14 protein-coding genes and 1 pseudogene are annotated in these 14497 nt (G+C 64.0%); 7 read left to right on the forward strand and 8 right to left on the reverse strand.

Annotated elements, in window-relative coordinates:
- Positions 1-4: 4 nt before the first annotated feature.
- A complete protein-coding gene (locus ACIBJI_RS10390) occupies positions 5-1021 on the reverse strand; it encodes an alpha/beta hydrolase (RefSeq protein ID WP_396955977.1) in 1017 nt (338 codons plus the stop codon).
- Positions 1022-1352: 331 nt separating this feature from the next.
- Between ACIBJI_RS10390 and ACIBJI_RS10395 the strand changes: the two genes are divergently transcribed.
- From ACIBJI_RS10395 to ACIBJI_RS10410, 4 genes are all read left to right on the forward strand, one after another.
- Positions 1353-2657 carry a condensation domain-containing protein gene (locus ACIBJI_RS10395; protein WP_396955670.1) on the forward strand — a complete coding sequence of 435 codons (1305 nt, stop codon included), beginning with the start codon at positions 1353-1355 and terminating at the stop codon, positions 2655-2657.
- Between the two features lie 61 nt (positions 2658-2718).
- On the forward strand, positions 2719-4266 hold the full coding sequence (locus ACIBJI_RS10400) for a glycosyltransferase family 39 protein (RefSeq protein WP_397083817.1): 1548 nt from the start codon (positions 2719-2721) through the stop codon (positions 4264-4266).
- A gap of 250 nt (positions 4267-4516) precedes the next feature.
- Positions 4517-5548, forward strand: coding sequence for an alpha/beta hydrolase (locus ACIBJI_RS10405; protein WP_397083819.1), 1032 nt, complete (start codon positions 4517-4519; stop codon positions 5546-5548).
- 209 nt (positions 5549-5757) lie between these two features.
- Complete coding sequence (locus tag ACIBJI_RS10410; protein WP_397083821.1) at positions 5758-6987, forward strand: helix-turn-helix domain-containing protein; 1230 nt, start codon at positions 5758-5760, stop codon at positions 6985-6987.
- Here ACIBJI_RS10410 and ACIBJI_RS10415 read toward each other — a convergent pair.
- Positions 6967-7401 carry a helix-turn-helix domain-containing protein gene (locus ACIBJI_RS10415; protein WP_397083823.1) on the reverse strand — a complete coding sequence of 145 codons (435 nt, stop codon included), beginning with the start codon at positions 7399-7401 and terminating at the stop codon, positions 6967-6969. The genes ACIBJI_RS10410 and ACIBJI_RS10415 overlap by 21 nt on opposite strands.
- Positions 7402-7654: 253 nt before the next feature.
- On the opposite strand from ACIBJI_RS10415, the gene ACIBJI_RS10420 reads away from it, so the two are divergent.
- Positions 7655-8149 (forward strand): MarR family winged helix-turn-helix transcriptional regulator, encoded by a 495-nt coding sequence (locus tag ACIBJI_RS10420; protein ID WP_397083825.1) that lies wholly within the window; start codon positions 7655-7657, stop codon positions 8147-8149.
- 42 nt (positions 8150-8191) lie between these two features.
- Here ACIBJI_RS10420 and ACIBJI_RS10425 read toward each other — a convergent pair.
- Positions 8192-9256: pseudogene (locus tag ACIBJI_RS10425) on the reverse strand (hypothetical protein); the annotation flags it as partial.
- Positions 9257-9439: 183 nt separating this feature from the next.
- Between ACIBJI_RS10425 and ACIBJI_RS10430 the strand changes: the two are divergent.
- Positions 9440-9769: a cupin domain-containing protein gene (locus tag ACIBJI_RS10430; RefSeq protein ID WP_397083827.1), complete on the forward strand. Its 330-nt coding sequence runs from the start codon at positions 9440-9442 to the stop codon at positions 9767-9769.
- Between the two features lie 18 nt (positions 9770-9787).
- On the opposite strand, the gene ACIBJI_RS10435 is transcribed toward ACIBJI_RS10430, so the two are convergent.
- Genes ACIBJI_RS10435 through ACIBJI_RS10450 form a run of 4 tightly spaced genes read right to left on the reverse strand, consistent with a single transcriptional unit; the run spans position 9788 to position 11539 of the window.
- Positions 9788-10117 (reverse strand): ScnB, encoded by a 330-nt coding sequence (locus ACIBJI_RS10435; RefSeq protein WP_364350268.1) that lies wholly within the window; start codon positions 10115-10117, stop codon positions 9788-9790.
- On the reverse strand, positions 10114-10821 hold the full coding sequence (gene scnC / locus ACIBJI_RS10440; RefSeq protein WP_364350265.1) for a thiocyanate hydrolase subunit gamma: 708 nt from the start codon (positions 10819-10821) through the stop codon (positions 10114-10116). Before scnC ends, ACIBJI_RS10435 begins: the two co-directional genes overlap by 4 nt.
- Positions 10818-11117 (reverse strand): SH3-like domain-containing protein, encoded by a 300-nt coding sequence (locus tag ACIBJI_RS10445; RefSeq protein ID WP_364350262.1) that lies wholly within the window; start codon positions 11115-11117, stop codon positions 10818-10820. The genes scnC and ACIBJI_RS10445 overlap by 4 nt, the downstream gene beginning before the upstream one ends.
- Entirely contained in the window at positions 11114-11539 is a 426-nt protein-coding gene (locus ACIBJI_RS10450; protein WP_397083829.1) for a hypothetical protein, read from the reverse strand. The genes ACIBJI_RS10445 and ACIBJI_RS10450 overlap by 4 nt, the downstream gene beginning before the upstream one ends.
- A gap of 277 nt (positions 11540-11816) precedes the next feature.
- On the opposite strand from ACIBJI_RS10450, the gene ACIBJI_RS10455 reads away from it, so the two are divergent.
- On the forward strand, positions 11817-14036 hold the full coding sequence (locus ACIBJI_RS10455) for an MMPL family transporter (RefSeq protein ID WP_397083832.1): 2220 nt from the start codon (positions 11817-11819) through the stop codon (positions 14034-14036).
- 113 nt (positions 14037-14149) lie between these two features.
- On the opposite strand, the gene ACIBJI_RS10460 is transcribed toward ACIBJI_RS10455, so the two are convergent.
- On the reverse strand, positions 14150-14356 hold the full coding sequence (locus tag ACIBJI_RS10460) for a hypothetical protein (protein ID WP_364350253.1): 207 nt from the start codon (positions 14354-14356) through the stop codon (positions 14150-14152).
- Between the last annotated feature and the right edge of the window lie 141 nt (positions 14357-14497).

Raw genomic sequence — 14497 nt, forward strand, 5'->3', positions numbered from 1 at the left:
TGCGCTATCCGCGCAGCGCGTCGCGGATCATCGGCCACGATTTGTGCAGGTCTTCCTGCCAATAGCCCCACGAATGGGTGCCGGTGGGGCGCAGGTCGAAGGTGGCGGGGATGTTCAGTTGTTGGAGGCGCTCGCGCAGTGCGTGCGCGCACTGGTTGGTGATGGCCTCCAGCACGCCGCCGTTGACGAGCTGGCCGACGAGTTTGCCCGCGTTGTCCCGGATTCCCGGGCCGTCGAGGGTGTCCAGCGGTCCGGGAACGCCGGTGCCGGTCGAGACGTAAACGGCTGTGCCGCGCAGCATTTCGGCATGCACATAGGGGTCGTTGGCGGCCCAGGCCGGATCGTTCGGCGGCCCCCACATATTGCTCGGATTGCCGCGCCAGCGCAGTACGACCGCGTCGATCATGGCTTGGCCCAGTGGGTCACTGGTCTGCACGCAACCGCTGTAGGAGCCGATGGCCCGGTAGCGCCCGGGTGCCGCGAGTGCGAGCTGGAATACCGACGTCGCGGCCATGGAGATCCCCGCGATCGCGTTGGCGCCGCTGCCGTTGAAGGCCGAGTCGATGATCGGCGGCAGTTCCCGAGTCAGAAAGGTTGTCCAGCGTTGGCGGCCCAGGATTGGATCGTCGTCGCGCCAATCGGTGAAGTAGCTGCCGTTGCCGCCCATCGGGGTGACAACCGTGACCTGCTTGTCGCGGAAGAACTCGACGATATCGGTTTGCTCGGGCCAACTACTGGCGTCCGCGCCACCGCTGGCACCGTTGAGTAGGTACAGCGTGGGGGCGGGCGCCGAACTATCCGGCGCCCGAAGCACTTTGACGAGGATATCGGTGTCCATTGCGGCCGAGTGGACGCGCAGGTCGAGCATGCCGTCCGCATTCTCGACCAGGCCCGCGAGAGCGGAACCATCGGCGGCCGGGCGTGCGGCGGCGGTGGCCGCGGCGACCGTGATCTGTCCGCTGGGTTCCGATCGTGCGGTCACGGGTACGGCGGCCAGACCCACTGCGCAGATGAGCGTCATGAGCCCTGTCGCAGTTCGCACTCGCTCATCCTTCCCACGATCTATTGCGTGGCCACGATAGTCGGCGATTACCAGCGCAGATAAGGCTATTTGGACGATCTTTCGGCGAAATCCATTGGTTCTGGGGAACATCACAAAGTTCGCGCCCGGCCATGGTCGATCGGCAATACATGCCGTTGACTGACATTCTCCTGGCTTCACGAATCGAGGGCATCCATTGGTCAATTTCGGTTTCTTCGATGAATGGCATCCCGAGCGCGGTCGGCTCACCACATGGATGGCGTCACCGAGTTCGCGGGCGGCGGTGCGGACGGCCCCGATACACCCGACAATGCCCTCTTACCAGCAGGAGGCATATCTGCGGACCGCGCATCGCAATGCCGATGCGGGCGTTCGGGCATCGCGATTGTGCATGATTGCCTTCGATATTCCCGGCGCTCCGGTCCGCGAAGCGCTGACCCGGACATTCAACGCATTCCTGCGTCGCCACGACACGTTTTCGAGCTGGTTTTCGTTTACCGCCGAGGGTCGGGTCGTGCGGCATGTGGTGCGGCCGGATGATATCGAATTCGTCGCGACGGACCACGAAGAATTCCTTGACAGCGATGCGATTCGCGAGCGGGTGCAGGCCGAAACATCGGGTCCGTTCGAATGGGATTGCTTCAGTTTCGGCGTGATCGATCACGGTGATTCATTTACGGTGTACGCCGCCGTGGATCATCTGCATACCGACGGGCTCGCGCAGGCATTGTCCTGCGTCGATCTGCTGATGCTGTACGGCAATGAATTGTCCGGCGGCCGAGTCCCTTCCGCGCCGGTCGACGGCCACCTCGCATACTGTGCGCGTGAACGCCGGCTCAATGAACAACTCACGCTGGAATCACCGCAGATCCGGCACTGGGTCGAGCTGCTACAGCTCAATGACGGTGATATGCCGTCGTTTCCACTGGACCTCGGACTGGCCGACGGCGGCATCCGTGGCGCGCAGGTGACGCTGCCGCTGATGAGCGAGGCCGACGCCGTGCGATTCGAACAGGTCTGCCAGGATCACGGTGGCCGATTCATCGGCGGACTGTTTACCGCGCTGGCCATGGCGGAGCTCGAATTGACCGGTCGGGATTGGTATTTCGGCCTCGCCCCGGCCAATACTCGCGCCACCCCCGGCGAGGCGACCTCGGTGGGCTGGTACACCAACCTCATTCCGGTCACCGCGGCGATCCGGCCCGATGACACCTTCACTTCGCTCGTTGCCTCGGTCCAGGATGCGGCCGAGCGTGCCAAGGATCTGACCGATATTTCACCGCATCGGGTGCTCGAGCTGGTCACCCCGGAGCTGGGCATCCGGACCAAGCCGGGCTGGACCGCGCCGATGCTGTCATATGTCGATGTCCGCAGGATGGCGGGTGCGGAAATGTTCGATCGGATCAACGGCGGTCTGTACGGCAATCGGGCCAGCGCGAGCGAGGTGTACCTCTGGATAAATCGGTTCAACGAGGTGACCACCCTGACCCTGATGTTTCCCGACACCCCCCAGGCGCACGCGTCGATCGATCGGTACGCGAAGGCGCTGACCGCCGTCGTTACCGCTGTGGTCGCGGACGGTGACTATGCCGTGCGGGTCGACGTCTTGTCATGACCGTCCGGGTTTGCGATGCGACGACCCGCACGGCCTGGGGGGTCGTGTCGAGGAGGCGCTTGTGACGACTTCCGCTGCCACACGGCACGCCGAACTGCGAAATACCTTGCCGCCGTTCGCATTGCGACCGGTAGCCGCGATTACCGGGCTCGTCTCGGTTGTCCTGGTCGCGCGGGCGGACCGATACGACTACTTCGGTGACGAACTGTACTTCTTATCGGCCGGTGCTCGGCTCGCCTTCGGCTACGTCGACCAGGGGCCATTGCTACCACTTCTCGCTCGATGCGTGGACTGGATAGCGCCGGGTTCGCTTGTCGCACTGCGCATTCCGTCGATCGTGGCCGCTGTGCTGGCAATCGTGACCGCCGCCGCCTCCGCCCGCGAATTCGGCGGCGGGCGTATCGCGCAGGTACTCGCGGCTCTTGCCTACGCGTGCTGTCCGTTCGCGATCACCCAGTCGGCCACGCTGTCGACCTTCGCTCTCGATGCCACGCTGGTTGCGGTCTTGATCTGGCTGATAGTGCGCTGGATTCGGATCCGTGACGATCGGCTTCTGATTGCCGCCACCGTGGTCGTCGCGCTGGATCTACAGGTGAAACTATTGGCTCCGGTGTTGGGCGCCGGAATCGCTATCGGCGTCATGATTTTCGGTCCGCGAGATCTGCTCCGGCGGCCGGCCTTGTGGTTCGGTGCCGCATTCTCGCTAGCGACGGTCCTACCGGGACTGGGTTGGCAGGCGCGGCATGGGTGGCCGCAACTGGCCATGGGCGCGACGATACGAGCCGAACAGCAGGCCGCGACCGGCGGCATCGCGGGACTGCCGATGCAGTTGGCGATGCTGACCGGTATCGGTGGATTCCTTGCCGTGGTGGGCATTTGGGCGCTGGTCCGGCATTCCGCACTGCGGCCTTATCGGTTCATCGTCGTCGCCGTTGTCGTCCAATCCGGGTTCGTGCTGGTGACCGGGACGCGCGCGTACTACGTCGCGGGGCTGCTTCCGGTTCTGTTCGCCGCAGGCGCGGTGTGGGCACAGGCCCGTGAGTTCAGCCGGTGGGAGAAGGCGACGGGGATCACCATGGCTGCGCTCGCCGCGACAATCGCTGTCGCCATGGTGTTTCTGTTACCGGTATCGTCGGGTGCCCTGGACCGGCCGACGAATACGCAAAGCGAATTGTCCACCCGAATGCGTGTATTCGGCTCCAGCGGCTGGTCGGAACTGACGGCGTCCGTCGATGCCGCCTACCGCACAATAGATCTCGGCGCCCGCGCCCACACGGTCATTGTCACGCAAACCTATTGGGCAGCGAGCGTGCTGGACCGACTCGGCAGCCCGGACCTGCCTCCGATCTACAGCCCCAATCGTGGATTCGCCTATTTCGGTAAGCCTTCGGAGACCGATACCACTGTGCTGTATGTCGCCGCCGACGCAGCGGAACCGCTATTGCGACAGACGTTTTGGGATGTCCGTCCATTGAAGCGCCTCGATGATCGCCTCGGATTTCCCGGTATCAACCGCAACATCGTCATCTGGCGCTGCGACCGCAGCATCCGTCCATGGGCCGAAACCTGGCCGCATCTGATCACCAACGTGCTCGACCCGGGCATCTGACACTAGGCAATTACCGATGACAGTTCCGAGCACTGGATCCGCGATTCGTACCGGCCTTGTCGGCCCCGCTGTTGCTCCCCGAGCAATTGGAGCCGGTCACGGGTCTTTATCGTCGACGCCTGGCCACCGATCCATTCGGCGACCCGGACGGTGGCGGGCGCGTCACCTAATTGGTGGCGCGTCCATTGCTGGCCGCATGCGAACACTCGCTCTGCGCTTGGTAGATGACGCACGCCGATCAGGAGCGCTCGTGATCGGTTCCATCGACAGCACCCAGCCTGCTCGAATCCGCTTGCTCTGTGTTGCAACGGTTCTCGGCGTCTTCGGCGCACCTGTCGCCGTGGTGCACGCCCAGCCGCCGCCGAAACCGATAGCGGTGTCGGCCGACGGATCGCGCCTGGACCGCATCCGGCAACGAAACGACCGCCTGATCGAGATATCGGTGTATTCGGCCGCGATGAACACCATCTTCCCCGTGCAGGTGTTGCGCGCCCGCGACGAGCACACCGCAGCACCCACGCTGTACCTGCTCAACGGCGCCAATGGCGGTGTCGGTGGCAGTTGGTACGACGAAACCGATGTCGCTGACTTCTTCCGTGATAAACCGGTCAATGTCGTAATCCCCATCGGCGGTGCGGGCAGCTATTTCACCGACTGGAAATCCGACGATCCGCTGCTCGGGCGGCAACGCTGGACGACCTTTCTGACCGAGGAATTGCCGCCGCTCATCGACCAGGCATTCAATGGCAACGGTGCCAACGCCATTGCCGGGCTTTCGATGTCCGCGACCTCGGTCTTCCAACTCGCTTTGGCCGCACCCGGTCGCTATCGGGCGATCGGCTCCTACAGCGGTTGTGTCCGAACCAGCGACCCGCAGGGACAGGCGTTCGTCACCGGGGTCGTCGCGCGGTGGCGCGGCAATGCACTGAATATGTGGGGCCCGCCCTCGGATCCGACATGGGCCGCAAACGATCCCTACCTGCACGCCGATCGGCTGCGCGGCACCGCCATCTACGTTTCCGCGGGCACAGGGGCACTCGGACCGTTGGACACCCCCGAAGGCACGCGAGGCGACCTGATCCAGCTCGTGTGGCAGGTGATGTTCGGAGTGCCGCTGGAAGCGGTCATGAACATGTGCACCCACCAACTGCACGACCGACTCCAATCCCTCGGCATTCCCGCCACCTTCGATTTCCGATCGAACGGCACGCATTCGTGGGGCTATTGGCAGGAGGATCTGCACAAGTCCTGGCCGATATTCGAAGCAGCACTGATCAAGTGAGCCACTCGGTAAGCGTCATCGAAATCCGGCGAATTTTTTGTGTCGCTTCACCATCGGCTGCCAGGTGCGTATCGCACGCCGATAATCTGTCGTAGCGTGACCGACCGACGGTAGCGTCGATTTTCGGCAGGGAGCACGATGGCTGGTGAATTCTCGCCGACCATGCCGCGCCCGGCCTGCCGGTCAGTGCGAATCTCAGGGGAAATGCCATGACGGTCACGAATGATTCTTTCGAGCCGAATTACTCGGCATTGTCGCGCAAGATCGTGAACCGTCTCGAAAGCGCATCGGTCGAAGGCCTCGGTGGTGCCGTTCAGGGCGACCTGATCACGGTCGCACGCTGCGGTTTGGAAGGCCTCACGGCCGCGATCCGCACGGGCAGGCCGGTACCAGAGCGAGCCGTGGCGCGGCTCGAGACCATCGCGGCCAGAATGGCGGATCGGGAGTTGCCGATCGCACTGATCCAGCACGTCATGCACGCCGGAATCAAAGCCGGTTTCGAACTCGTTGCCGCCGATCGGCCGCAGTCGGTTCGGCAGGAGATTTACACCGACGGCGCGCGCCTGATCCAAGCGACACAGGAGCTTTCGACCGCGGTATTGCGCGGGTACGTCGGCGAAGTGCGTGCCATGACCGGTGATCGCAGAGTCACCGCGCAGACACTGGCATCGGCGCTGCTGGCCGGAAAAGCGGATCCGACGACGGTGCACCGATGCGGCGCCGAACTTTCGTCGTCCTACTTTGTGATCGCGGTCGCGCTGGGGCCGCATCCCGACGAGAACGATGCTCGACTCGATTCCAGGGTGGTCGCGCGCCGCAAACTTCGCCGCGTCCAAGCCGAATTGGCGACCACTGGCGAATGCCGGGTGCTATCGCTGCTCAGTGTCGATGGCGGAACCATCCTGGTCCCAACGGAATTCGCGGCCATTACTGAAGAATGGCTGGTCGACCTGGTCGCCCGGCTGATGCGCGCCGCTGCCGCCCCGGTCACCGCGACATTCACGGCGTCGCCGCGTGGCCGGATTCCCCCTGCGGCCGACCGCGTGCACCAACTGCTCGATCTCGCCCTGCGCCTGGATCGTGGACCCGGTTTGCACCGGTTCGAAGATCTGGCACATGAGTACCAACTGATCCAGCCTGGTCCCGGCTACCAGCATCTGCGGGCGATCCTCGATCCGCTGCGGACCGAGCCCGGACTACTCGACACCCTGCGCACCTACTTCGTCGCGCAGGGCAAGCGCGCGCCGACCGCCCGCCGGCTCGGCGTCTCGACCAGCGCTGTGCGCCGCCGCCTCATCCGAATTGCCGAATTGACCGGACTCGATCCCGAAAACGTCACCGACGCCTGGTATCTGAGATCGAGCCTGGTCGCCTGCACCTTCGCGGACTTTCCGTCGAGGCAAGCACCGGGCGCGGCGTTATGCCTGGTCGAGTCCTGAGTCGTCGGTATCCGGCGGTGCGGCCGGTAATCCTTCGCTCGCCCGGAGTTTTTCCGCCATGGTGGCGAGCAGATTCTGCGATTCCTCGGAAAGGTCGAAAGCTCTGCTCGATAGTCGGCGCAGGTGATAGCCCTGAAGTTGAGACAGCAGTTCCAGATCGTGGTCGATTTTGGCGGCGTAGACGTCATTGAAGAAGTAGTCCGGTTTGACCTTGAAGAATTTGGCGAGGGCGGTCATGGTCTCGTTGGAGGGGTTGGCGCGCTGCCCCGACCGTAGTTGGGACAGATAGGGTTTCGAGATCGGGTACCCGGAGTTCGTCAACGCGTCCGCGACTTCGGCATTGGTATGCGAGCGGCGGCCCGGGGGATGCACGGTTTCGAACAGCTTGTTCAACCGCTCGGCGAAATCAGCCATCTGAGGTGCCCATCTTCTTCGCTGTCCTGGTGAACCGATCATCGGTTCGATTTGCGCTGTCGACGAAAACCGCTCCAGCCCATCGGGTCCGAAGTCGAATCGCAAGTGTGTTCGGTTGATTACCCGTGACTGCCTGGTAGGAAACGGATCGAAACATCGGCCTCGCAGGTTACCGTGCCCGCTCACGGACCACGCGGGCGACGTCTGGCTGTCCGGTGCGGGTAAGGTCCTAACATCGCACCGACGGAGGAGGATGATGGCGGCCTCAGCCCGCTCGACACCATCGGACTCGGTCGACGAGGTCACCGACGCATTGCTGACCGCGTCCCGCCTGCTCATGGCCATCTCGGCCCGCTCGATCGCGCACGTCGACGATACGATCACGCTGCCGCAGTTCCGCACGCTGGTGATCCTCGCGACTCAGGGCCCGAGCAATCTGGCCACCTTGGCCCAGCAATTGGATGTGCAGCCATCGACCGCGACCAGGATGGTCGAGCGGCTCGTATCCGCGGAATTGCTTACCCGCCAACCCAATCCGCAGTCCCGGCGCGAACAGATCGTCGATCTCACCGAGCACGGGCGACGCGTCGTCGCCGAGGTGACCGCGCGCCGTCGCGCCGAAATCGCCCGCGTAGTGCAGACCATGCCCGCTGCCCAGCGCCAGGGGCTGGTGCGAGCGCTGACCGCGTTCACCACGGCGGGGGAGGAATGCGGTGCCGCCAAGGGACTGCAGGCGTACCCGCTGTAGGGCCTGACGTGCGACTACCAGGTCCGCTTCGTGCTCACGTTCGTCAGGCATCGGCACGTCGGGCGCGACGTCCGAGAGTTGATGCCTGGGCCGGATATGGGCGTACTGCAATGCGGCGAGTCCGGCAAGTGCCGCCGCAATGCTGATCTTCCACCCGGGTGGCCGCCAGGTGAGGAGCAATTCCGCATTGTCGGTGTGCGGTGGGATATCGATGGCGATGAACGTGCCTGCCACGGTGGTGAACGGAATTTCGTTGCCGTTGAGCGTAACTCGATAACCGGGCCAGCCGAGGCGTGCGAAAACGATGCGTCCGCCGCCGGTTGAGGTGGCCCGGATTCGGCTGGTAACGCTGTCACGCGATACCGAACTAGCTTGCACGCCTTCGGTATCGACGATCAGACCGTTACGGGTCGAAAGCGGGCCGTCGACGCGTTCGAGTACCCAGATGTAGCGTTCGTGCCCCGGATAGTCGACCCACTTCCAGCCCGGCGGGGCCGGATGGTCGGGGGCGTCGGGGAATTGGGCCCGCTGCAGGACGACCCGATCGACCTTCATCAGATCGACAATCGTTTTGCCAGTGGATGATTCGGGCGCGAACGCGCGCCGGTACGCGTCTGGACAGGTGCTGCCGTCCCAACCCATGCACAGCAGCGCGCTGAAGGCAGCGTATCCGATCGGGGTATATGCGTTGACGTAATCCAAGCGCAGGTTCTTGGCGTAGTTGCCGAAGGCGAGGGAGCCGTACGCGCCCGCGAGGCTCATATCGCTCGGCTGCAGAAGTGCGCGATCGGCGAGTTGCAGTGTGACACCGGGGAAATCGGCGAAGGCCGCCCGCATGTCCGAGCGCCGTTCCGGAAAGTTGTACGACATCGGCGTCGGCGGTGCGCCGTGCACCTGGGAGTAGGCGATCGGGAACATCGCCACAATGCTCAGCAGGCAGGCCACCGCGACCCCTCGGGTGCGGATCACCCACAGCACCGCGGCCCCGAGCGCGGTCACCGCGACGACCGCGACCAGATGCCACACCAGCTGTGCGGGCGCTGCCGAGAACGACCGCAGCAACAGCAATCCGATGAGCACCCCCGCAGCCGCCCCACGGCGCCGCCATTGCTGATGCCACGAGTTCGAGACACTACCTGACAGGGGCGGTATGCAACAGTTGCTGTCTGCATCAGTTGCGGTTCGCGGCCGCTGCCCATGGAACGGTTCAGCAACTGGGACTATGCCAACAAACCGGGGGTCCGGATCCGTTCGTGGAATAGAGCGGCCGAAACCAGCAGTTGCAGGGATATGGAGATCACCGAGTTCCCTGGATACGAGTGGACGACCGTCGCGGATTCACCTGTGCGAGAGCTGTTCCCGGGCATTCGCTCGCGGGCGCTGTGGCACGGGGCGAACGGCGCGAAAGCGTACCTACTGGAAATGGATCCGGGCACCTCGTGGGAGGGCATCGATCTGCACGAGCCCGGACCGGAGGAGGTTTTCGTAGTATCCGGCACATTCAACGACGGATTCCGCGACTATCCGGCCGGATCGTTCATCCACGCTCCGGCCGGATCGTCACACATTCCGCAGTCGACGACCGGCTGCACACTGTTCGTCTTCTACCCCGAGGGCTGAAAGCCGTCGGGTGCCGCGCTAGTCCTGGTTGAACCGCTCCCGCACCGCGTCCATTCGCGCGTGCAACTCCTCCGGGACGATCCATCCACGATCCATCAGCGTGTGCGCCGTGACGACGACCGATCGGGTGTGTACGGGAAAGTCGTGGTAGATCGTCTCTCCGAGCGCATCCTCGGCATGGCGGCGTTCCAGATTGTCCAATGCGCCACGCCAGGACAGGCATTCGCACGTCGCCTGCATGCTCGACTCCCATGGGTCGGGCTTGCGATCGAGTTCGGGAAGCGCGTTCTCTCGTCGCGACTCGGGATCCAGGGTCCGCAGAAGAACGTCGTAGGGACTGCTCGTCACTGCCCACCCCTTCCCGAGGCCGCCTCGACCTGATCCGGCGGTGCCTGCGCGGTCCAATCGACCTGCGGCACGGCAACGCCGATCATCGTGTCCCGGGTGACGATGGCCGCCAGCTGCTCCTCCGTCCAGCCCTCGGTGCCCGCCGGGCGCATCGGCATCACCATGAAACGGGACTTCTGATTCGAATCGTGCACCCGGACCTCGACCTCGGGCGGAATGTGCAGGCCGAATTCGGCGAGCACCTCACGGGGCCAACGCACCAGGCGCCGACGGTAATTGGGAGTGCGGTACCAGTCCGGTGACATGCCGAGAACCGGCCGCGGATAGCACGAACACAGCGTGCAGACGATCACGTTGTGCACCTCGGGCGTGTTCTCCAGCACGTAGAAGAAGGTGTAGTCGCTCGGCGTGCCGGATCCGGTCGGGTCACGCCAGTCGATGCCGACTTCCTTGCACGTCTCGGTGCCGTCGGCGAGCAGACGCGCCTTGAAATCGGGATCCGTCCACGCCTTCGCGACCAGTTTCGACCCACCGTGCGGACCGACCGATTCGGCCCATTCGGAGAACCGTCGATGGTCTTCTTGCGAAAAGAGGCCCTTTTCGATGGCGAGCTCGCGAACCGCCGTCTCCAGAATCTCGAACTCGCTGATCTGTGAGCTCGTCTGGATCGGCGCGTGCGCCCCGTGATCGTGGGTCTGACTCACTTGGCATCCTCCTCTGCGGGCTCGAGCCAGCGCTCGGAGACCTCCGTCTCCAGGGTGTCGACCTCGAAGCCGGTGTATTTGGGCCAAAGATCTGTCTGGCGGAACCGCACGACGTAGAACGGTTCGAAGCGACCGTCCGCACGTCCCCACGCCTCGTCCTCGGGAATCACCCATTCTGGCCGGTATTCGACGACGACACCTGTGCGGCCACGGGTGTATGCCTGGGTGCGGGTGTGGAACATCGACGTCGCGTTTCGCACACGGACGCGATCGCCGATCTCGTACTTCCTGGTCATTGCCCCGTCTCCAACCGTGCGCGTACATCGTCCAATTTCGCGGACAGTTCGTCCGGGGTGATCAAACCCTTGTTGATCAGCACCTTCGCCGCGACGGTCGCCCAGCGCGCGTAGTAGGGCAGACCGAAATACAGCGTCGCGCCGAGATCGTTCTCGGCCCTTCGGCGTTCCTCGGAATTCCACACGCCACGCCAGCCGAGGCATTCGCAGGTGACGTAGGTATTCATCTCCCAGGGTTCTTCGGCCTTTTCCCGGTACTCGATCGGCACATCCGGCTGTCCGCCCACGTCGTGCAGGACGTGTCGGAGTGCGGCAAATAATTCGTTGGAGATCTCGTACGGCGAGTCCAGCGGTTTGCGGAACACGGGAGCGAGATCTGCTACGCGAGTTTGAACTTCGTCGAATCGATTCGGTGAACTCATGAGGTCTCCGTAGTGACGGATCCGATGTTCCCCCCGGCAGGGTGATCGCATACTGCGCACACCCGGCTGCGGGGCCGTGAGCCCTATTCAAATTGCGTTGATCCGACTGCCAAGGCTACACGTCAAGATCGTTCGATTGAAGATTTCGCCGCCCGATCAAGGATTGCTGACCATTGCAGCGTTTATGAGGAAATCATCAGTTGATGTGGTACCGTGCCGCTGTTGTGCGTGATCGCTCTGCTGATGTGTCAATTGGTGTCTCGGTGAGAGGACCCGTATGTCCCGGTATCTATTCGCGCTCGGTCAGGCCGTAGCACGTCGCCGCTGGTGGGTGCTGGCACTATGGATCGTCGTGCTGGTCGGCGCGATCGTGTTCGCCGGCGGAACCGGTGGTAAGACCAACGACAACTTCACCGTCCCCGGCACCGAGTCGCAGGATGCCGTGTCATTGCTGCAGCAGCGAATGCCCGCGTTCAGTGGCGCGCAGATGCAGGTTGTTTTCCAAACCCCCGGCATGGCCAAGGTGACCGACCAGCAGGCGAGCGCACAGATCGAGCAGGTAATGGCGGGGTTGAAGGGACTGCCGCAGGTCGCGGCGGTCATCGACCCGTTTCAGGCGCAGGTGGTATCGCCGAATCAACGCGTGGCACTGGGTAGCGTGCAGTTCTCGGTGCCGGCGGGGGAGGTCGGCGAGGACACCCTCGACGAGGTGAATCGCATCGCCGACTCGGCTCGCGATGCCGGTCTCACGGTGGAATTCTCCGGTGCGGTGTATCCGGGTTTCACGGCCGAGATCCCTCATACCCCAGAGATTCTCGGCATCGTCGCGGCATTCATCGTGCTGCTGATCACCTTCGGCGCGGTGGTCGCCGCCGGACTGCCCATCATCACAGCCTTGGTGGGTGTGGGTATCGGGCTCACCGGGATTCTGGGCGTGGCCGCCTTCGTCGACGTGGCCTCGGCGGCGACATCGCTGGCTCTGATGCTCGGTCTGTCCTGTGGCATCGACTACGCGCTGTTCATCCTTTCGCGGCATCGGCACCAGATCGTGCTGGGAATGGCTGCGGCCGAGTCGATTCCGCTGGCGGTCGGGACCGCGGGAAGTTCGGTGGTGTTCGCGGCGGTCACCGTGATCATCGCATTGTGCGGTCTGGCGGTTGCGGGCATTCCGTTCCTCACCGTGATGGGACTGACGGCGGCGGGTGCGGTACTGGTCGCCATGCTGGTCGCGCTGACACTGCTGCCCGCGCTGCTGGGCTTCGCCGGTGACATGGTCGCCAAGTTCATCTCGCCGCCGCTGCATCCGGGCAAGCCGGAGCAGGTCGCGCGCATCGCCGCCTATGAACCCGAACGCACATTCGGGCACGCATGGGGACGATTCGTCACCCGTTTCCGGATCCCGATGCTGGTTGTCGGAATCGCGATTCTCGTCGTCCTGGCCATCCCGGCCACGCGCATGGACCTCGGATTGCCCAGCGGTGAAACGCAGTCGGAGTCGAGCACCGCCCGCAAGGCATACGGCATCGTCAGTGATTCGTTCGGCCCCGGTTTCAACGGGCCCCTGCTGGTTGTGACCGACCTGTCGGCCGCCACCAGCCCCGACGCCGGACAAACACTGATGGGCCGACTGCGGCAGGAGTCCGACGTCGCCGCCGTGCAGCCCGCGGGCTCTGGCAACGGGTTGCTGCTGATCCAGGTGATCCCGAAGACCGGTCCCAACGACTCGGCGACGACCGATCTGGTGAACCGGTTGCGCGACGATCGCGACCGCATCGAAAGCGGCACCGGCGCAACATATCTGGTCGGCGGTACCACCGCCGCGAATATCGACACCTCGAACCAGTTGGCCAAGGCGCTACCCATCTTCCTCGCGGTCGTCGTGGGCTTGGCGCTGGTATTGCTCACGATCGCGTTCCGCACGATCCTCGTGCCGTTGTCCTCGATCGTCGGGTTCATCCTGTCGGTCTTCGCCGCCCTCGGCGCGCAGGTCGCGGTATTCCAATGGGGCTGGGGTGCAAGTCTTTTCGACGTCACCAAGGCGCAGACGCTGAGCTTCCTGCCGATCATCACGTTGGCCATCATCTTCGGCCTGTCCAGTGACTATCAGATCTTCGTCGTCTCCCGGATCAAGGAGGAGTACACACGCACCGGTGAGGCGATCAATTCGGTGCGCAACGGCGTCGCCCACTCCGCGCGCGTCGTCACCGCGGCGGCACTGATCATGTTCGCGGTATTCGTCGCGTTCACCACCACCGATAACCCGATCGTCAAGCCCTTGGCCTTCACCCTGGCGATCGGTGTTCTGCTCGATGCGTTCATCGTCCGACTGACCCTGGTCCCCGCCGTCATGGCCATTGTCGGAAACCGCATGTGGTACCACCCGCGCTGGTTCGCGCGCTACGTCCCCGACCTCGACATCGAGGGAGCCGAACTCGAACGCCGATTCGGCCATCACACCGAAGCCGAAGTGCCGCAGGACATTACCGGAGCATCATGACGCCTGCCAGAGGCCCCAGCGATCGACGGGTTCGCTGCCGCCGACGCCGGTGGCGAATTCCCGCATGCCGGCGGATCGGCCGCAGCGGGCGCCCGTGCGCACCAGCGCATCGGTCACTGCGATACCGCGAGAGTCCCGGGTGTGGGTAGTCGATAGTCGCGTTCGAGGTCGCGCAGGAGCATGGGCCGGCGCCGACCGCCGCCGCGCGGCTCGACTTCCGCGTACGGAACCGGACTGTGCCTTATCGCCTTGACCTCGACAGGCGCGGCCTGCTCGGCCGTGGCGGCGGGTACGAGGAGGGTTCCTGGACAGATCATCATGCTTTCCGCCTTTCCGGCTGAATGCACTCTGGTTGGGTCAGTCGGTCGTACCCGGCGTCGGTACGAGCAAACCGACGCTATATGTGAAAGCACTCCACCGCCGAACGCGAATAGCTCGTGATGCTGCCGAACCGCATGTCT

Origin of the sequence: Nocardia sp. NPDC050408 (assembly GCF_044458905.1) — a bacterium.
In the GTDB taxonomy this organism is placed as follows: Bacteria; Actinomycetota; Actinomycetes; order Mycobacteriales; family Mycobacteriaceae; genus Nocardia.

Excerpts from the sequence above, each read along its gene's own strand:
- ACIBJI_RS10390 (WP_396955977.1), bottom strand. The coding sequence starts at position 1,021 with ATGACGCTCATCTGCGCAGTGGGTCTGGCCGCCGTACCCGTGACCGCA.
- ACIBJI_RS10395 (WP_396955670.1), top strand. The coding sequence starts at position 1,353 with ATGCCCTCTTACCAGCAGGAGGCATATCTGCGGACCGCGCATCGCAAT.
- ACIBJI_RS10410 (WP_397083821.1), top strand. The coding sequence starts at position 5,758 with ATGACGGTCACGAATGATTCTTTCGAGCCGAATTACTCGGCATTGTCG.
- ACIBJI_RS10415 (WP_397083823.1), bottom strand. The coding sequence starts at position 7,401 with ATGGCTGATTTCGCCGAGCGGTTGAACAAGCTGTTCGAAACCGTGCAT.
- ACIBJI_RS10420 (WP_397083825.1), top strand. The coding sequence starts at position 7,655 with ATGATGGCGGCCTCAGCCCGCTCGACACCATCGGACTCGGTCGACGAG.
- ACIBJI_RS10430 (WP_397083827.1), top strand. The coding sequence starts at position 9,440 with ATGGAGATCACCGAGTTCCCTGGATACGAGTGGACGACCGTCGCGGAT.
- ACIBJI_RS10445 (WP_364350262.1), bottom strand. The coding sequence starts at position 11,117 with ATGACCAGGAAGTACGAGATCGGCGATCGCGTCCGTGTGCGAAACGCG.
- ACIBJI_RS10450 (WP_397083829.1), bottom strand. The coding sequence starts at position 11,539 with ATGAGTTCACCGAATCGATTCGACGAAGTTCAAACTCGCGTAGCAGAT.
- ACIBJI_RS10455 (WP_397083832.1), top strand. The coding sequence starts at position 11,817 with ATGTCCCGGTATCTATTCGCGCTCGGTCAGGCCGTAGCACGTCGCCGC.
- ACIBJI_RS10460 (WP_364350253.1), bottom strand. The coding sequence starts at position 14,356 with ATGATGATCTGTCCAGGAACCCTCCTCGTACCCGCCGCCACGGCCGAG.